Here is a 20,360-nt window from a genome sequence, read left to right as displayed (position 1 = left end):
CGGTGATTACCATGCTTTCAGGCATAGCGCTGACATTTTATCGCCTGCATGTACTCAATGCCGATTTTGGTCCTAACTCTATAAAAGCACTGGGAGTGATGGTGTTTTTACCGTCGCTGCTGATCCTTGCCGTGCTCACCGACTTCGGCAGTGAAACCTTAGCGGCATTACTCGGTACCGTGGCAGGTTATGTGTTATCGGGTTCAGAGTCCAAGCCCAAGCCCGAACAAGGTCCTCACCAGTAAGTTCTAAAAATAGTGGCAGTGCCCTGTGTGCTGCTATCTCCTTTACTCCCAGTTACCTCGCTGATCACACTGACACAACGTGAATTTTTATCACTTTCTACCGAACAAGACGTCTCGTTTGAGCCCTTACTCGCTTGCACCTAGCAGATAGTCCCCCTTTGAATAGCCGGATTTACTTTAGAGCGGATGCATTATTCGAGTATGAATAATAGACATGTAATAAAAATGTAAGTTAAATTAATCCTTTTTTATTATTGCCAGTGATAACCATTATCATTACGATCCCGTTTCTAATCTTTGTACCTTAAATGGAGTTGCGTCGTGAATCAATTAGCCCCTGTGGTTGATAGCCAATCAGCTAGCAATAGTCATAGTGATCCAAGTCACCCCTATATTTTTAACGAGAATAACCTGCTGCATTACGAGATGGCTTCTATGCAAACCATGTCGTTAATCCATCAAGCCATACGCCGTGCTAAAAAGGTTCATTCAGGTGTTAACCACCAGCAGCTTAGCCAATTGGTTGCCAATATAGATTTAAGCCAGCCATTACATAGCGTGGATAAAGCACTGGATGAAATAAAAGCACTGTACTTAGATCATGCCGTCTATTTTCACCACCCTAAGTACGTGGCACATTTGAATTGCCCGGTCGCCTACCCTGCGGTGATAGCCGAGCAATTGCTCAGTGCCATTAATTCTTCGTTAGATACCTGGGACCAAAGCGCTGGCGGTACCTTAATAGAGCAAAAGCTAATTGACTGGAGCGTGCAAAGAATAGGCTTTGATAGCCACGCTGATGGCATTTTCACCAGCGGCGGCAGTCAGTCCAACCTAATGGCATTATTACTGGCGCGGGACGATGCGGCTAAACGCCTGCATGGTCACGTCATCCGTGACCATGGCCTGCCAGCACAAGCCAAGCGCTACCGTATTTTCTGCTCAGAAGTAAGCCACTTTAGCATTCAAAAATCGGCGGCCCTATTGGGACTTGGGTATAACGCAGTGGTACCAGTGAGTGTTGATAAGCACTTTAAAATGGACTTAGCCGCGCTCGATGCAGCCATGTGCCAAGCCCGAGCACAAGATGACATTCCCATCGCCGTCATCGCCACGGCAGGGACCACCGATTTTGGCTCAATCGACCCATTAGCGAGCATCGCTGAGCGCTGTCAAAAACAGCAGGTATGGATGCATGTTGATGCCGCTTATGGCTGTGGCCTGCTCGCCACCGATGATTACACCCATTTACTTAGCGGCATTGAGCATGCCGACTCGGTCACCCTAGATTACCATAAATCTTTCTTACAACCGGTGAGCAGCAGCGCCTTTATCGTCGCCGATAAACAGCAATTCCAACATTTAACCCATCACGCTGATTACTTAAACCCGTTCAGTGATTGCCCACAAGCAGCGCCTAATTTAGTGGATAAAAGCCTGCAAACCACTCGCCGTTTTGACGCTCTGAAGCTGTGGTTGACGCTACGCATTATGGGCAGTGAACAGGTTGGCCGCGTGTTTTCAAGTGTGATGGCTTTGGCGCGCAGTAGCTTTGTGACGTTAAAACAAGATCAGGAATTTGAACTGGTTCACGAGCCAGAATTAAGCACACTGGTGTTCCGTTTTATTGACCCCCAACTCGATGACGAGCAGCTCAATACACTGAATTATCAGATTAAAGACGAGTTATTCAAACAGGGTGAGTGTGCCATCGCACGCACCAAATTTAGGGGCATTAATTACCTCAAATTCACCCTACTCAACCCCAACACCGCCATTGAGGACATTAAGACCATTGCCGCCGAAATTAAAGCATGCGCCTACACCCTCAAAGCGCGCTTATTCGAAAAGGAGACAAACTATGAATAAGGTGTATGACTTCATCGCCATTGGCCTCGGCCCTTTTAACCTCAGCCTAGCCTGCTTAAGCGACCCAATTGAGCAATTGGATGCCTTGTTTCTTGAGCAGCGCCAGTGCTTTGATTGGCACCCAGGGTTGATGCTCGACGGCGTCACCTTGCAAACTCCTTTTATGTCGGACTTGGTGACTTTGGCGGACCCCACCAGCCGCTTTAGCTTTCTAAATTATGCCAAGCAGCAGGGAAAATTATACCAATTCTATATTCGCGAAAGCTTTTTCTTACTGCGTGAACAATATAACCAATATTGCCAGTGGGCAGCGAGTGAGTTACCCAGTGTGCGCTTTGGCCACTGCGTTCGCCGTGTCGAATTTGACAATAGCCAAGATTGCTACCAATTGACCGTTGATACGCCAGAAGGTGAAAAGCGCTTTTTTTGTCGCCATCTCGTACTCGGCATCGGCCCTTCGCCGTACTATCCACCCGCTGTGCAGCCCGATGCAGCCAATGTCTGTCATGCCACTGAATATCTGTATCGTCGCGATACCCTCAACCAAAGTAAGAGTATTACCGTGGTGGGCTCAGGGCAAAGTGCCGCAGAAATCTTCTATGACTTATTATGTGACATAAAACACCAAAACTACCACCTGCAATGGGTCACCCGCGCTCCGCGCTTTTTCCCCTTGGAGTACACTAAATTAACCTTGGAGATGACCTCTCCTGAGTACGTTGATTACTTTTACCAATTAGAAGACGCCACTAAAGAGCAACTGCTTGCCAATCAGCGTAACCTCTATAAGGGCATAAACAGTGAGCTGATAAACCAAATTTACGACAAGCTTTATGAGCTTGATGTTCAAGGTATTCAGCGGGCGCGATTATTTACTAACAGCGAACTCCTTAAACACCAAGGAGAGAGCCTGCAATTCAAACACTTAGAGCAGCAACGTAGCTTCACCTTGCACAGCGAGCAAACGGTCATGGCCACCGGCTTTAATTATCAGTTACCCGACTTTCTCAGCGGCCTAATGGATGAGCTCTGTTGGCGCGACGATGGTCGTTTCGCCGTTAATCGCAACTACAGTATCGATAAACGCCAACGCGTATTCGTACAAAATGCCGAGCTCCATACCCATGGCTTTGTCACCCCAGATTTAGGGATGGCCTGTTATCGTAACAGCTGCATCCTGCGCGGCATTCTCAAGCGTGAGCCCTACAAGATTGAACAGCGTATCGCTTTTCAAGAATTTGGCGCCCCAGCCAGTGTTCAGCAACCACAAAAGAGTCCTGTATGAAGCAACAAGCGCTGAAATCGACGCTTATACTGCTTACGGTGATCTCTGTGGTGTGCGACACCATGATTTTGCCGTTTTATCCGCAGTTTTTTGCCACTGAGTTCAATGTCAGCTCCAGCTTGCACGTAGGCAGCTACCTTGCCACTTGCTGTATCACCGTGATGTGCGCCTTCCCGCTCTGGGCTAAGGTGGCACGTCGCGTTCATGAGCTGCACTTGTGGGTGGTGACCCAGATCATTGCCGGAGGGTTAGGAGTGGCGTGTTATTTTGCCACCGATCTCCTCGCATTCTGGCTACTTTCGCAAACGATGTTGGTGTTTAAGGCCAGCTATTTACTTATCTACCCCTTTGTTCTCAGCCTTGAAGAGAAGGAAAAGCACCTAGGCATCGTCGGCCTGTTCAGTGTGTTGATGCATTTCGGTGGCATTGGCGGGGCGTTATTGGGTGGTCTGGTCTTACACAGCTTTGACCCTCGGGCGCTGTATCTCATTATGGCGGCTGGCGATGCTGTACAAGTGCTGCTGTGCCTGTACTTAATTCGTGTTTTAGCGGTCACTTGGCATCAACGAGCGCTTGGTGAAAGTACCACTGAGCGGGCACGCATCCCCCGGTTTGTGCTCGTCCTTGGGCTGGTATCCATGGGGGTCTACTTCAGTGCCTTTTTGGCGCGTCCGTTTTTCACTCTCTTTTGGCAGCAACTAAGCGGGTTCAATAACGATATCCTCGCCGGCTTTATTTTTGCCATTCCGGCTTGGGTGGCACTGGCATGCCTGTACCGTAATCATCGTCGCCCGCGCTCGCAAACGCATCATGGCAAAGACATCGCCTGGGCTATGCTGCTTGCCAGCATCGGGTTACTCCTGCATGGCGCACAGGCATGGCCGGTGATGATCTTTGGCCGAGTGCTACTCGGTATCGGCTTATTTGTGGTCACGGTACGCCTTGAGGTGGTGCTTTTTGCCCTGAGCGAGCCACGCTTTTATGGCAGCGACTTTGCCAAGGTGCACTTTATGCAAAACATCGGGCTGATCAGCGCCTCGTTTCTCGTCGGTTCGTTAGTGAGTGACAGCAATTACACACTGCCCTTTTTCGTTGCCAGTGCCGGTTTTATGCTCACGCTGATGGTGTTTTATGGGCTCTATATGCGCCCCGAAGCACGGCAATTTAATCGCGTTTCGCAAACCAGCACACCGAGTCATTAATAAGGAAACAATCATGAATACTCACCGTCTAACTGCCGTCGACTTTGTTCGCGGGTTTAGTGTACTCATCATGGTCTGCGTACATACGCTGTGGATGTACGGCTCCAGTTATACCCAGGGGCAATCGTTACTGGGGGAGATTATCCATTTACTTGGCAAAGGCACCGCTGCGTTCCTTATTGCTATGGGGATTTCCTTATTGCTTTCTCGGCATCATAGTCCGCGAGCCTTGGCAAAACGGGGCGTAACTATACTCGCGCTGGGCTATGGTATGAATGCACTGAAGTTTGTGCTCCCTATCGCCCTTGGGGTATTACCTGAGAGCTTTATCAATGCGTATGGCTGGCAATCGCCGTTACAACTCCCGCACTACCTGTACTTGTTGGGCACCGGCGACATTCTGCAAATGGCTGGGCTCTCGCTACTGTTGTTAAGCCTTGTGGTGCACCCAAAGCGCAGCCCATGGGTCTATATTGCCTTAGCCTTGCTGGTTGCTTTTGTGACGCCGCTGATACGCGGCTGGCAAAGCGGTATGACTGGGCTGGATTACCTGGGTGATCTTTTTGTCGGCGCGCAGTTTAACGTCTACTTCCCGGTATTTCCATGGCTGGCGTGTGTGCTTTTTGGTCTTGCACTATCAGCGCGGCTACGCCAAGGCCGGCCTCTTGCGCGCAGCGCGCTACATCTTGGCCTACCGTTGCTAATCGTCGGCGGCGCGCTGTGCCTATGGGATAAAGACACTCATTTTAATGACTTTTTCCATCTTGGTCCCGGTGGTGCCTTGTATTTAAGCGGACTGAATTTAGTCGCACTCGCGGCTATCGACAAGCTCCTGCGCTTGAGCCAAAACTGGCCTGTGCAACAACGGATTATGACGGTGCTGACCTACTGCTCTCGTCATGTAACCAGCTTGTACATTATGCAATGGGTACTGGTGTGTTGGGGCATGGCGTGGGTTGGCTTTAAAACCCTCACGCCTTGGCAATGCGCCGCGATGATGCCGGTGATGTTACTGCTCACGTTCGCTATGCACCGTCTTTTATTTGTACGTCAGAGGCAGCCTGCCACCACGCAGCCGCACACTCATAAAGTTATTGACTGAGCTACTTTACCAACCAGATTGAGAACGAATTATGACGAAAAATACTGTATACACGCACGCTCATCCACTGTTAGGCACGCTTACCTTTCGTGCTCTGGACCTTGAACACGACTTACCCCTGATGGTGCAATGGTTGCATCATCCGCAAGCCCATTTTTGGGGCGCAACGCAGCAATCTGCCAAAGAAATTAATGACTTCTATCAAGCACTCAATAACGACCCAGCGCAGCATGCTTTTATTGTCGAAATCAACGATAAACCCAGCGCGCTTATCGAGGTATATCAACCGCAGTTACTAAACCTTGAGCAGCACTTAAATCTACAAAGCGGTGACTTGGGCATGCATTTGCTTTTGGCACCGGCGCACTTGCCCGTGCACGGCTTTAGTCTGGGGGTGATGACTTCGGTCTTACACTTTATGTTTACTGAGCTTGATTGCGAACGCGTGGTGGTTGAGCCGGATGCCGGTAACCACAAAATTCATACCCTTAATTTAAAAGCGGGGTTCAGCCATCACAAGGTGATCCAGCTAGGTGATAAAACGGCACTGCTAGGCACTTTAACGCGCGCGCATTTTAATTATCTCAAGCAGTTGCCTGAACGCTTTGATAGCTCAAGGCAAAGCCCAGAAAAACAGCGCATAACACCGAGCCTGAGTGGCCAACATTTGGATGATGAGTCATGGCAATACGCCAATCGTTTGCTGATCGCAAAAATGCTGAGCGAATTTTACCATGAGCGCATCTTTACCTACGACCAAGATGCCGAGGGTTATGTGCTCAGCACCCTCGGCGGACACAGTTATCACTTCCAAGCCCACGCCATGGCGCTCAACCATTTGCAGGTTGACCCGCAAAGCATTACCAAAGTGCACCTTGGGCAACACCAAGCCCTAGACGCCATCGCCTTTGTGTTAGAGTGCAATGATAAATTAGGCATTGCCCAAACCATGCTGGGCACCTATTTGGAGGAGCTTGCCAGTACCCTCAGTGGCTTCGCATTTAAGTATCGCAATAACAGCCTCAACAGTGCCCAACTAGCACAGGCTAATTTTCAGGTGATTGAAACACAGATGACTCAAGGCCACCCCAGCTTTATCGCCAACAATGGCCGCATCGGCTTTAATGCTCAGGACTTTCATCAGTACACGCCTGAGGCGGCCAGCGCATTTAATATTGTTTGGCTTGCGTGTCATAAACACCACACCACCTTTAAGAGCACCGCCGATTATAGCTATGAAGTCTTAATAGCGCAGGAGCTCGACATCGCCGAGCGGCAACGCTTCGATGCTCAGCTAGTCGAGCAAGGGCTAAACCCTGACGACTATTATTTATTCCCCATGCACCCATGGCAGTGGTTCAATAAGCTGGTGCATGTTTACAGCTACCACGTAGCGCAAAAGCAAATAGTATGCTTGGGCTACAGCCAAGATAAATACTTACCGCAGCAATCCATTCGCACCCTGTATAACATCACAAAACCGCATAAATGCTATGTGAAAACAGCCTTGTCAATTCTCAATATGGGCTTTATGCGCGGCCTTTCCAGCGCGTATATGAAAGTAACCCCTGCCATCAACCAATGGTTATTTGATTTAGTTGCCGGTGATGATTACCTACGCCAATGTGGCTTTATACCGCTCCGAGAGGTGGCAACTCTGGGCTTTGACGAGCAGTATTACACCCACCCCGCGCTCGGTGATAACCCCTATAAAAAAATGATGGCGGCACTGTGGCGAGAAAATCCACGCCACTATATGGATGACGACGAAAGCTTAGCGACCATGGCTAGCTTACTGCATATTGACACCCAGGGTCAGAGTTTTATCGGCGCCAAGATTGCAGCGTCTGGGCTCTCGCCACAGCGCTGGTTAGCGCATTACCTACAAGCCTATATGACGCCTCTGCTGCACTGTTTTTATCAATATGATTTAGTGTTTATGCCCCACGGCGAAAACCTCATTTTACGCTTTAAAGATCATATCCCCGTCGGGGTGTTCATTAAGGATATCGGTGAAGAGATCGCAGTGTTGAATAGTGATATGGCCATCGCCGACGAAATCAGTCGGATCAAGATTGAGGTACCTGAAGAGGTGGCGGTTCTTTCTATTCTTACCGATGTATTTGACTGCTTCTTCCGTTATTTGGCGGCGATTATGGTCGACGCCAAGCTGGTGAGCGAAACAACATTTTGGCGCTGCGTGGCAAAGAGTATTCATGCTTACCAACAGGCTCACCCCGAGCTACAAAATAAGTTTGCCAAACATGATTTGTTTGCGCCCTCGTTCCCGCTGTCTTGCTTAAACCGCTTACAACTGCGCAATAACCAACAGATGGTGGATATCGCCGACCCGGCTAGCAGCATGCAATATGCCGGTGACTTGCGCAATCCGCTTGCCGATTATGCCGATGTCAGCGAACGTGCATAACAAGGCCATTGAGCAGCAATTACGCCAACAGTGCTCGCTGTTGGCGTTTGCCGAGCCGCGCCCGGGTGACATCTGGTTTGCGAATAACCACCTTGAGCGGCAGCCATGGCAGGCGTTGTTGACCCAGCTAAACGCTCGCGCCGAGAAGCTGAGCTCAGCGTATCTCAGCGTTAATAGCTTTTTGCAGCTTAGCTGGCAACCGCTTTACCTGAGTGTTGCCTGTGTCGAAGGGTTGCACTGCGTACCTCAATTAGGCGTAATGCAACAGCAGCTGCACGCCAGTGGCAGTATTTATGGTCTCAGCGCAGTGACTTATCAATATGTTGATAAGTGCATAGATAAGCAGATATTAAGAAAGCAGTGCCATGCTCAGCTGTTAACACTAAGCCAAGGTTGGCAGCAGCACATCGCAAGGTATGCGGGGTTAAGCCCAGGGTTAGCCCAACGACTGTTAAGTGACACGTTAACTTCGGCACTGCTACATGGTGCCACGTACTGCAGTGAAGCGCACCTGCACCAAGCGCATCAAGGTTGGCAACAGCTTTTTTATCCGCGCTTTCGGCAAACGATTCACTGCTCACAGGGTCAATATCACAGCTCACGTATGACGTGTTGCCTGCACTATCAACTCAAGGCACAAGAGGCTTGTCAGAACTGTCCTATCAAGTGCAAAGCACAGCAAAGCGCATAAAAAAAGCCCCTAGATAGGGGCTTTAGCAGGGTAGAATAATATTAGAAACTGACGTTCACACCCGCAGTGACGCGTCGTCCAATAACGTCATAGTACTCACCATCAGTGAAAGCGAATGGATTACGCGGCGGTGTGCGATCAGCCAGGTTTTGCACACCTAAACGTACATCGACATGGTCATTCACAGTGTAATCGAAGTTAATATCGAAGGTTGTGTATGATGGAATGTCGTTGTAGTTATTATCCTCGATACTCCATGCAGGGCGCTCCTCAACCGTTGCATGAGTGTAGTTCGCCGCAAATACGGTACGCAAATCGCCAACTTGATACTCGGTCGTGAAGCGTGCTTCCCAGCGAGGTTTGTGCTGCTCACCTGTGCGAGTACGGTTATCTTCGGCGTTACCTGTCGGGTTGAGCTCATAGTTGTTCAGATACGTTGCAATAAGCTTCATTTTAAAGCCGCCAATGCGGGTATCAAAGTCATAGACCGACTCAATATCGACACCGCTTAGCTTTTCTACTGATGCGTTAAGGGACGTCTCGTAGAAATCAACAACTTCATAGGTGTCAGGGTCACGAGTGAAGGCGTCGCAGAACGGGTTGTTTAGGCTTTCTGAGCGATAACAGTTGCGGATTGAGTCTTCGTAACCGAAAAACGCAATGGCGTTTTCAATTTCAAAGTCCCAGTAATCAACAGTGATGTCAAAGCCCTCAAGGAAGGATGGCGTATAAACAAAACCAACGGTGATATCGTTTGATACTTCGTTGTCCAGATTCGGGTTGCCACCAAGTTTACCTTCTAGGGAGCCACCGTCACGCCAGTCGTCAGACGGGACCCAGCCCTCAGGAATACCTGCAGCCGCGCAGTTACGAGTAACTTGCTCTTTATACTGATCTTCTTTCGCGATGGCATCAGCCGCACACGGTTCTGCACGTTCTTGCGCATATTGCGTCCCTGACGAGCTATATAGTTCACCAATGTTAGGTGCACGCACCGAGCGAGCTTTAGCAAAACGCACACGGATGTCATCATTTACTTGCCAAGTGAACCCTAGTTTATAGGCATAATCAGTGCCTGTAGAGCTGTAATCCATATAACGATAGGCAGCTTCCAAGTTCACTTCCTGCATTAGGTATCGGTCATAAACAAGCGGCACTAAGAACTCTGCCGCATACTCATCAACAGTTAATGAGCCTTCATAAGGCAATCCTGAGTTACCGAATATAAGGCCTTTGCGAATACCCGTTCCAGGTGTTTCATAGGCACTTTCACGACGCCATTCGTAGGTGAATGCAGATGACACATAACCCGCTGGCAACTCCATCAAGTCACCGGTAACGGTTGCACCAAAGCTTGACTGCTCATGGCCTCGTTCGGCTTTGGCAACAGTTGAAATATACTCTAACGCTTCAGCTGAATGTTGCGGTTTACCCAAGAAGTTAATGGGCGCGCACCCTTGTAGTGCACCGATCACCTCGCCTTCTTCATCACGATCAGCACAAACAACTTGCCCTTCGTACTCTACGGCATCAAGCGCATTAAATAGATTTTCAGTAAATACTTCACCGTACCACGATGTATCTTGAGTCATTTCACCGTGCTGGAAGTAAGTGGAGTAAGTCCAATTATCATTGATATAGCCATCTAAACCAACCGATACACGGAACGTAGAACGGTCTTGTGAATACTTACGAGGACCAAAATCATCACTCAAACGACGCATATTAATCTGCTCTACGCCATTTTCATCCATAAGCGAAGCTAGGTCGTCTTTGATGAAAGCGTTATCACGGCGAACCACCAACTCGTCACCACGTAAGAATATAGGTGTTCCCTGACCAAATGCTTCACTCTCAGAGTAAGTCACGTCAAAGCTAAGGTCATGACCATCAACAATTTCTTGGTGGCCTGCCAAATTAAACGTATGACGCTCTAGCGGCGTGCGGAAGAACTCATCAACGCCATATTGGATACCATCACCGAATGGGCCTGTGTAGTACCAGTTAGTTCCTGCGCCAGGAAGACCACTGCCTGGTAATGGACCATCACCGTTGTCAAAAGGACGTAAGTTTAAGTTCTCATCAAATGTCCATTGTTGCCCACCCAGGAAAAATTCACTAGATTCGTCATACAATCCATAGTGCTCTTGATCATAGATAGGAATACGGGCCGGAATGCCATCGTCGCCCGACGTGTCGTTCGGGTTAGGCGTCGAACCTACCGCATCAACATACCAATCTTTGTCTAATCGGGCCATCTGCTCTTGATCGGTGTAATCATAGTTAAAGATGAAACCGCCACCATCAAACTCACGACCAAAGGTTAATGAACCGAATTTCTGGCTACCACCGCCCTCTAAAGGCTCAGTTGTGGCCAAGTCAATTTCGATGCCATCGAACGACTTACGAGTGATAATGTTAACAACACCTGCCACTGCGTCTGCACCATAAACAGCTGAGGCTCCGCCTGTCGAAATTTCAATACGCTCAATAAAAGATGTGGCGATATTGTTTAGATCCACTGAGTTTCCACCCGCCTGACCCGGTAGGAAACGTCGACCATTTACCAATACTAAGGTTCTGTCTGAACCTAGGCCACGCAGGTCGGTGGTATTTAGGCCGTTAGCATAAATGAAGTTGTTTGAGTTCTCTGGGCTGAGACCAACAGAGGCTGAAGGTAGCTCTGCTAGGAAGTCATTCACGTTGCTGACACCCGCATCTTCAAGTTCAGTGCGACCAATCACAACCACAGGCGTTGGCGCCGTGGCACCAATACGTTTGATTTTTGAACCTGTTACCTGAATACGCTCTACTTCTTGTTGCTCACTCTGTTGCTCGACTGCCAGCGCTGTCTGTGCGCCAACTACACCGCCGAAAAGGATTGCAGAGTGGACTGCAACCGCTAATTTGCTTGTTTTTATCATAATTAATCCCTGATTGAACTGAAAACTTTTTTATTTATATATGCACTACTAAGTAGGTACATTATGAATGTGTAACATATCAAAATAAAAATGTAACCTTTTTTAAGACAAAATAACTGTTTAACTACAATGAGTTACATAGAACAATAAGGGTGAAAATAAAACAAAAAAATAGAATAAATGTAAATTTAGATATAACAGCAACAACTTATTAAACATAAAAACAATATTTAAACACGCTTATAATCATAACTAGTGGGAAGGGTGTACTGTATCAACGAGCAGGTGCAAGGGGGTGAAGGACGGCGGTTCAAAACCGCCGCCCCTGTGCAGGCTACTTTAGGCCGCAGCGATTATCTAACCAATCAACTAATTCGGAGTAAAAAGTCATTTTGTGGTCAAAAAACAACGTGTCAGAGAAATGGTCCGCATCCTCTAACACAACATACTTAAAGTTTTTGTTATGTTGCTTTAGCTCATTTACAAACGCGTCACTATGCTCAATAGGCACACGCCCATCAATATCACCATGAATAACCAAAATAGGCACATTGACCTTTTCCACTTGCTCCACAGGAGAAACACCAGCGATGGTAGGTTTTTGCAGTTTACTCAACAGCGGATTATCGTTAAGCGTGGCATTAATGCGATTTAAGTCACTCACGCCAGCCCCAGCGACAGTGCATTGATAGATATTTTTATCACGCATTGAAGCAGCAAATGCGGCATAACCACCGTAACTCCAACCAAACATGGCCAGCTTATCCTTGGTCGCAAGTCCTTTATCAACCAGATACAAGGCAGCATCATCAAGGTCGTCTTGCATCTTCAAACCCCAGTTCTTGTCGCCCGCCTTCCAATGCTCTAAACCATAGCCTGTCGAGCCTCGATAGTTCGGCTGGATCACCACATAGCCATGAGAGGCAAGTAGTTGTGCCCAGTCATCAAATATGACCGTATCGCGCACCCAAGGCCCACCGTGGGGTAACACGACAGCTGGGAATGGTCCTTTACCCTGAGGAATGGTTAAATAGGCGCGGATCTTACGACCATCACGGGCTTTATAGCTAATATATTTGGTCTCTCCCAGTTTATTTTTATCAATAAAGGGCATTTTTTCGCCCAGTTTGATGATGTCTTTTTTGTTCAAAATGACATAGTAAGTACCTGGGTCATCGTCCGACTGGGTCATCACCACTAAGGTATTATCGTCTTCAGAGCGACTGACTACGCGAACAAATTTGTCAGGATACAACTGTTTCACGCCATCTTGGACAGCTTGATACTCGGGGTTGGTAAAATAAAACTCCGGATGCTTTGCCGTGTAGGAAAACCCAATCAGGTTGTCTTCTTTGTCCTGCAATACTGCATCCACATCGACTGATTTCAGACCAAACAAGCGCTCGGAATACGTCTTCTCAATAATGTCATATAGGTATACCCCGGTGGTATTCTCGCCTTGGTTTGCAATAACGTATAATTTGTTGGGTTGCTCAGCAGACACACCGGCGATGTCAAAAGTTTCACGCTTTTCACCGCTGACACTATGAATTTTAATCCATTCGTCATCGCCCTTTTTTCGCGCAAATACATCAATAGCCTGATCAGCACGATTAAAGCCTTGACCAACACGAACGTCACCATCTTTGTCGGCAATAAAGCTACCGTTTACCTTGTCGCTGCCGCGCACCAAAGTTTTGGTTCGACCACTATAAATATCAAGTTTTACAACATCAGGGATGTAGTTGTCATTGACGTCACCTTCGACCAAGATATGTTTGTTATCATCGTGCAATAAATCAATGATTGAGAATCCCTGACGGCTTTCACGAAAGGGAATAAGCCACTCCCCTTTACCATTTGCATTAGTAATCGCAAATTGAGTCACCCAATACTTACTGCCACTGTCTTCGAGTAACTGGCGAAACATCACACCAATTTTTTCGTTATTTAACCACGAGACACTGGATATACGCATTTTGTCTGCGCCTAAACGTACAGGTTCTGCGGCCATATCAGCTGTTTTTCTAACTTCAAGAACGTAATCACCATTCTTGCTGGTTGCTTTTAAAACAGCAAGGTGCTTACCGTCAGGAGAAGTTTGTACACTGCGAATCGCAGGTAGTATAGAGAAAGATTCGATGGTAGAGACTGAAGGCTGCTCAGATTGGGGCTCAGCATTCACCTCTGGAGCGGCCATCATTAGCATTGCTAAACTAAACATTGAGGTTTTTAACATTTTTATGTCCTCATAATAATTGAACCTAATTGTCCAAAAAAAAGGCTCCTGCAAGCAGAAGCCTTTTTACCAAATTTACTTCTTTAGCTTAAAACTGTGCTTGGAAGTTAATAAATGGTGTACGACCATCTGTATCATACCCAACACCTAGAGGGATATTAGAGCTTGAGAATGAACCATCAGGGTCTACTTTTGGTGGCTCTTCATTAAATACATTTCGAACACCGGCATTGATACTGAAGCTATCAAATTCATAACGGAAACTAATGTTATGAACATAGTAATCATCAGTGTAACCTAGTGGGCGACACTTCAACGGCTCACCGGCATTATTAGTCAGGCCAGTACAACCATCGGTACCTTCTTCGAAATCGCCAAGGTCGTCCGCATCTTCAGTGCCTTCACTGATATAACGCGTTTCCCAGTTAAATGCGAGGTCGTTGTACTCAAGTTTCAAACGAGCAGTACCACGCCATTCAGGATATTCAGGCTCGCCTAAGTTGTCATCAACGGTTCCAAGCACATCATACAGCGACTCAGTCATCTTCGTTGCTTGCAAGTCGACGGTAACGCCTAAGTTCTCCTCAAATACAACGAAATCCTGTTTATAGTAGATGTTGTAGTCGTAACCTTTTGACGTAATCAAACCGATGTTAATGAAGCTAGCATCAACTAGGCCGATTTGTTGATTTTCGTCACGAGTAATTCGGCTACAGAATGCATCGTTACCATCGGCTGAGTAACACTGATCGATACTGTAAGGTGCACTTGGCTCAGCAATCGAGTTGGTTACTTCAATATCAAAGCGCGTTAATGACACTGTTAGGTCAAAGTCATCACTAAATGGTTGTTCGAATACGAAACCATAAGTTTTTGCGATTGATGTCTCTGGCGTCAGCTCTTGTGTACCACCGGTAACAATCTCTGTGCTGGTCGAGTTAGTAAACTCTTCCTCACCGTTCTGGCCCAGACCAAGTGCAGTCGGATCTACACCAGAAGCAGCACACGCATCCAATACGCCTTGAGTACGGGTGTCTTCCGCTGGGTTGTAGGTAGCTGGCACATCGTCATTCAACGGATCTTCGATTCGAGCATCATCCGGAACCACACAAGGGTCAATTACGGTGTTAAAGCCAGAAGTACCATTTAAGAAGCGCTCACGTAAGTTCGGAGCACGATACGAAGTACCTTTGGTTGCACGAAGCGTGAACCAATCAACTGGACGATATACGGCCTTTAAGCTGTAGGTGCTTTCTGCATCATAGAAGCTTTCTTCTGAGATACGACCTGACGCTGTAAAGGTCAACTCCTCAGCCCATTGCTCGCCACGAATAAGTGGGAATTCCATCTCGGTGAAAACCTCTTTGAGGTTTCGAGAGCCGTCAGCCCCTTGGTCAGAGAAGTAACCCCAAAGCAAACCTTGTGCAGCCACATCATTTGGATTTGACTCGATCTCGTCGCGACGGAACTCAGCACCAAACACCGCACTGACAGGCTCACCATTCCAAGCGATATTGAACAGGTCACCGCCAATAAAGCCATTCACCACCAATTGGTTAACTTTTGTCTCAATGGTGCGATCGACAAACAAGTAGTTCGCTTCGGCGTCCGTTAACGTACCACCGCCTGGCTGATAAATATTTTCGCTAAATAGGTTAACCGGAACACAGTCTGCGCCACAGGTCACTGTACCGTCATCGTTAAGCATCGCGTCGTTAAGTGACTTCAAAAGTCGTGCTTCTGAAATACCTTGACGGCTGTCAGTACCTGTTGAGGCGCTGTAAGATACATACGCATCATAGTACCAATTTTCTAAACCGATCGCCTCTAGAGCCGGTAGGTCAGCGGTAAAGCCCGCGACTGCACGATATTGCTCAACCTCGATATCAAAGTGATCACGGTCACCGCGAATATTGATAATCGGTAGCACGTCTTGTGCCCCGTACGGGAAGCCAATTCCTGCACGACAATCGGTACCATTTACACCACATGGGTTATACGGGTTTGAAGCTGGCACGTTTTCGAACAGCTGGGCACCAGGGTTGAAAATAGGTGATTCACGCTTGGCATAAATACCTTCGTAGTAGAACAAAGTACCATTGTCGTCATCAAAAGAGTATTCACCGTTGAGCATAACGGAATAACGTTTGTTACGACTGCGGTAATCACCACTGCGATAATAGTCTGACTGTTGTAACGCGTATAGCGGGTCTTGGAAATCTACGTCACGATAACCGTCACCGTTGCCATCAGGGAACCATACGTCATTGACACCATCACCATCTGAGTCACCGAAGACCCATCCTGGAACACCGAAGTCTGGGCCAAGTTGGCCCCCAGTCGGATCCGTTGTTTCGCTAAAGTTTGGAACACCAACGTTAGTGCTACCACCTGTGTAGTATAGGCTGCCCCAGAACGGAACTGACACACGGTTTGTTAAAGGAAAGATATCACAAGTATCGTCGCCACGGGCAAGTGGGCCATCACCGCTGTAACGGGTAATGATGTCACCCTCTTCTGTTTCCCAGATACGCTCTTCACAGCCTTTTGTAAAAGGGTTACCAGCATATGACTGAGCTTGGCGGTCGGTGTACTCTGCACCAATAGTTACAAAGCCATTATCGAAGGTTTTACCCCACATTGCTGATAACGACGATTCTTCACCACCATCACCATCAGGTTGTTTATATGAGCCTTGTACCTCAAAGCCTTCTACATCTTTACGGAGAATGATGTTGGCAACACCCGCAACGGCGTCGGAACCATAAACGGTTGAAGCACCATCAAACAGATTTTCTACGCGTTGGATCATGACCCCTGGTACAAGGTTTAAGTCAGGTGAAGTTGGTGCACCACCTACCCCTGCAGGTGCCATGCGTCGACCGTTGATCAGAACAAGAGTACGTTCAGCACCTAGGCCTCGGAAGCCAATTGTTGCTGCGCCTGGACCATTATCTAGAACGTAACCACCAAAGGTATTGTCAATTTGCGAACCCGATGCTTGGTTCGTACCTTGAAGCATTTCGCCAGCATCAAAAAGACCCATTTCACGAGAAAAGTCACCACTGATAACTTGAATTGGTGAGGCGTTAGAAAATTCTGCTCGGCGAATACGTGAACCAGTCACCTCGATGCGCTCTGGTGCTTCTTCTTCAATGACCGTTTCATCCTGTTCCTCAGCTGCATAAGCCCCAGAAACAAATGCTGCAGACCCTAGCATAAGAGAGTATTGCACGGCTTTTGATAGTACCGTTTTTTTAAACATTGTTATTACCCCTGACATTATTATTTTAATTCAATGTAACATCTACTTACATTAGTCACAATTATGTACACAATTGACAGTGAATTAACAACAAAAATCGATAAAAAGTACTAAAAAATACAGCCCCCTTGTAAACATTTGGTTACTTTCGCTAAATTCTTAGTTTGGTGGTACAAAAATTCATCTAACACGTATCCAGTACTTGCATAACTTTGCGGTATTTATCTTGGTAGGAAATGGACGAAAAACACCTACTGAAAGAGGAGGTTTAGGGGTAAAAATAATATGACCGCACCAAAATTAGCGCGGTCATATTCATTTAACAGTAGAGTTTATTTTTATCTACTCGAAAGTCACTGTCACTTCATTCGAACAAATATCGCCTTCTTGACAGATTTGATAGGTGTAAGAAGTTTGGTCTGCGCGGCGTTCAAAGTCACGATAGTCACCGGTATTGGCAGTGCTTTCTAAGAACTCGCCATTACGGTATACATCCACTTGCTCAGCGCTGCTGCCCTGCCATGCCAATTCAACGCGCATAAAGCCTAAGCGTGTTTTATTAGCACGTACCACTTCGAGTTGCACATCATCTGCGCTTAAAGTGACTTCTTGAGTTAAGGTATCACTGTTACCTTCACTGTCGGTCACAGTCAGGCTTACACTGTACGTGCCATAATCCGCGTAGGTATACATAGGGCTAGCATCAGAGCTGCTGGCACCGTCACCAAAGTCCCACATCCAGCTAACAATATCGCCGTTCACATCAGAACTTGCATCTGTAAACTGCACGCTTAGGTCATTAACGTCATAGCTAAAGCCTGCCTGCGGCGGCTGCGCCGTTACTTCGCCAATGCCTGTAAGATTAAGGGTCCAAGCGTTTAATGTCCCCGTGTCAGCACCGACATTATCAGATACCGTTAGCGTCCAATCACCGGTGGCCACTTCACCATTAAAGGCCTCTGAGTTGAAGGTTTCGTTAATGTCATCCGCACTACCGCCACTGCGATTATGAAGCGTAGCTACCGTGCCTGATGGCGAAGTAAGCGTGACAATCAAATCGCCAATCCAAGTGTGGCTGATATCTACGAAGGTATTGGTATCAAACACCGTGACGTCATCTGCAACAGTGATCACTGACGTGATACCTGTTGCGTCATTATCAGGAATGTCCACAGCAGTGGTGTTTTCATAGCTAAACTCAGTTAACCCCTGAGGTAATACGTATAGCTCAACTGACTTTTGCTGTGCTAAATCACCCGAGGTTGCATCAATGGTAAAGCTGTACTCACCCCATTGCGTTTGCGCCGTCGTTGGCACGCTCAGCGTTACCACATCACCTGGCTGTGCAGTGTTGCTCGACAAGCTTGCGCCATCAATGCCTGCAACAAGCGCAAGGTCGATTGTTCCTTGCCACTCGGCCACCGAACTAAAGCTCAGCTCATAGGTCGCAGTGTCACCGGCAACAATCTCTTGGTTACGGGGCGCAGCCGTCATTCTAAAGCCTGGCTCAGGGTCAGCATCAATTACCGCTTGGTTCACATTTAAACGTGTACCCGCAACGGTCATTCCATCTAAGTCAGCGTTCGCATCGCCACTGCTCATTAGCAATTGCTTCACTTCTACCGCACTCAAGCTCGGATTCACCGACAGCACCAACGCTGCAGCACCAGCAACATGAGGTGTCGCCATTGAGGTGCCAGAGTAAGACGCATAACCGCCCCCCGGCACAGTAGAGAGGATAGCGCTGCCTGGAGCACCCATATCAACACTTGTTAAGCCCCATTGTGAGAACCCTGACATCGCATCGGTGTGCGTTGTGCTGGCAATAGAAAGCACTGATTCATGCTCATAGCTCGATGGGTAGTGAGGGTTAACATCGTTATCAACTGCGTCATTACCTGCAGCCGCAACGAAAAGAATGTCGGCATTCTCGCTCGCCGTAATGGCATCTGCAAGCGCTTGGCTGAAGCCGCCGCCACCCCAACTGTTATTGGTAACACGAATGTTGTGACCGTCATTTTTCAATGCCACGAAATAATCGATACACTCAATCGCATCCGATGTTGAACCCGTGCCTGCTGCACTGAGGAACTTACAACCAGCGATAGATACTTCGTGGTTTACACCGACAACGCCCTCAGCATTATTACCGGATGCACCGATGGTGCCAGAGACGTGCGAACCATGACCTTGGTCATCCATGGGGTCGCCATCGCCAGTGATAGCATTAATACCGTGAACATCATCGATATAGCCGTTGCCATCGTTATCCACACCATCACCGGCAACTTCACCTGGGTTTACCCACATGTTCATGGCAAGATCGGGGTGTGAGTAATCAACACCAGTATCGATAACACCGACGATCATATCTGCGGAGCCGGTGGTAATATCCCATGCTTCAACAGCATCAATATCAGCATCCTCTGTACCACCTGTTTGCCCAAGGTTATGAAGGCCCCATAACTCGTCAAAACGACTGTCATCAGGCACGCCTAGTGCTTTTACTTGGTAATCTGGCTCAGCATATTCCACACCAGGGTGCTTATTAAGTGCCGCCAAGGCTTGTTTGGCACTGACACCATCGAGTTTAAAATTGGCAAGACGACCACCAAGCACATGCTTGTAGCGATCATCGACTTCGTCAGCGTTCAAATCGCTGATTTTTGCTTTGACTAAAGACCGTGCTTGAGCACGCACTGCGGCAGAAGTGCCTTGTTTGAATACCACAAGGATGCTGTCGTCATTGTCAGTGGCAGCTGTATCTTTAATGTGAACGCCCGCGTGAGCGCTTAATGAAAGTACCGGAACGAGCGCTAAAGTCAGCGCAGATAGTTTGGTTTTCATAGATCTATTCCATAGAAGTTGTCCGTGTGGCCCGAAGGTACACGGAAGTAAGTATCTCTTCTCCAAAAGAGCACATACGCAGTCAATGTGTGGCAACCTCTTTGTTGTAGCGACTGTTTTAGGAACACGCAAAACAAAAATGAACAGAAAGTTAAAAACCACTCTTTTTTGTTAAATTTAATCCTCAAAGGTTGAGTCTCTCATGCTTTTTTTTGATCTCACTTCGAGCAAATTCAACTCATTTTTTCTCATGCTTTTTTGGT

At 47.6% G+C, this 20,360-nt stretch carries 11 protein-coding genes; 7 read left to right on the top strand and 4 right to left on the bottom strand.

Going from position 1 to position 20,360, the window contains the following annotated elements; translation table 11 throughout:
• Positions 1-11 precede the first annotated feature (11 nt).
• The 7 genes from MHM93_RS16155 to MHM93_RS19465 all read left to right on the top strand — a co-directional run bounded on the left by MHM93_RS16155 (position 12) and on the right by MHM93_RS19465 (position 8,822).
• Positions 12-245: a hypothetical protein gene (locus tag MHM93_RS16155; protein ID WP_239449811.1), complete on the top strand. Its 234-nt coding sequence runs from the start codon at positions 12-14 to the stop codon at positions 243-245.
• Between the two features lie 321 nt (positions 246-566).
• Positions 567-2,114 carry an aspartate aminotransferase family protein gene (locus MHM93_RS16150; RefSeq protein WP_239449810.1) on the top strand — a complete coding sequence of 516 codons (1,548 nt, stop codon included), beginning with the start codon at positions 567-569 and terminating at the stop codon, positions 2,112-2,114.
• Positions 2,107-3,399 carry a SidA/IucD/PvdA family monooxygenase gene (locus MHM93_RS16145; RefSeq protein ID WP_239449809.1) on the top strand — a complete coding sequence of 431 codons (1,293 nt, stop codon included), beginning with the start codon at positions 2,107-2,109 and terminating at the stop codon, positions 3,397-3,399. Before MHM93_RS16150 ends, MHM93_RS16145 begins: the two co-directional genes overlap by 8 nt.
• On the top strand, positions 3,396-4,601 hold the full coding sequence (locus MHM93_RS16140) for an MFS transporter (RefSeq protein WP_239449808.1): 1,206 nt from the start codon (positions 3,396-3,398) through the stop codon (positions 4,599-4,601). The genes MHM93_RS16145 and MHM93_RS16140 overlap by 4 nt, the downstream gene beginning before the upstream one ends.
• A gap of 13 nt (positions 4,602-4,614) precedes the next feature.
• On the top strand, positions 4,615-5,703 hold the full coding sequence (locus MHM93_RS16135; protein ID WP_239449807.1) for a heparan-alpha-glucosaminide N-acetyltransferase domain-containing protein: 1,089 nt from the start codon (positions 4,615-4,617) through the stop codon (positions 5,701-5,703).
• Between the two features lie 31 nt (positions 5,704-5,734).
• Positions 5,735-8,131 carry a GNAT family N-acetyltransferase gene (locus MHM93_RS16130; RefSeq protein ID WP_239449806.1) on the top strand — a complete coding sequence of 799 codons (2,397 nt, stop codon included), beginning with the start codon at positions 5,735-5,737 and terminating at the stop codon, positions 8,129-8,131.
• Complete coding sequence (locus MHM93_RS19465) at positions 8,079-8,822, top strand: (2Fe-2S)-binding protein (protein WP_239449805.1); 744 nt, start codon at positions 8,079-8,081, stop codon at positions 8,820-8,822. The genes MHM93_RS16130 and MHM93_RS19465 overlap by 53 nt, the downstream gene beginning before the upstream one ends.
• Positions 8,823-8,863: 41 nt before the next feature.
• On the opposite strand, the gene MHM93_RS16120 is transcribed toward MHM93_RS19465, so the two are convergent.
• The 4 genes from MHM93_RS16120 to MHM93_RS16105 form a co-directional block, all read right to left on the bottom strand.
• Positions 8,864-11,746, bottom strand: coding sequence for a TonB-dependent receptor (locus MHM93_RS16120; RefSeq protein WP_239449804.1), 2,883 nt, complete (start codon positions 11,744-11,746; stop codon positions 8,864-8,866).
• Positions 11,747-12,080: 334 nt separating this feature from the next.
• Positions 12,081-13,985, bottom strand: a complete 1,905-nt coding sequence (locus MHM93_RS16115; RefSeq protein ID WP_239449803.1) for a prolyl oligopeptidase family serine peptidase — start codon at positions 13,983-13,985, stop codon at positions 12,081-12,083.
• 88 nt (positions 13,986-14,073) lie between these two features.
• Complete coding sequence (locus MHM93_RS16110; RefSeq protein WP_239449801.1) at positions 14,074-17,250, bottom strand: TonB-dependent receptor; 3,177 nt, start codon at positions 17,248-17,250, stop codon at positions 14,074-14,076.
• 342 nt (positions 17,251-17,592) lie between these two features.
• The gene (locus tag MHM93_RS16105; protein WP_239449800.1) at positions 17,593-20,097 is read right to left on the bottom strand and encodes a S8 family serine peptidase; all 2,505 of its coding nucleotides are present in this window, start codon (positions 20,095-20,097) and stop codon (positions 17,593-17,595) included.
• Between the last annotated feature and the right edge of the window lie 263 nt (positions 20,098-20,360).

Source organism: Pseudoalteromonas sp. MM17-2 (assembly GCF_022347945.1).
Lineage (GTDB): Bacteria > Pseudomonadota > Gammaproteobacteria > Enterobacterales > Alteromonadaceae > Pseudoalteromonas > Pseudoalteromonas ruthenica.
The sequence above is the reverse complement of the archived record's forward strand: the minus strand, read 5'-3'. Positions and strand labels throughout refer to the sequence as shown.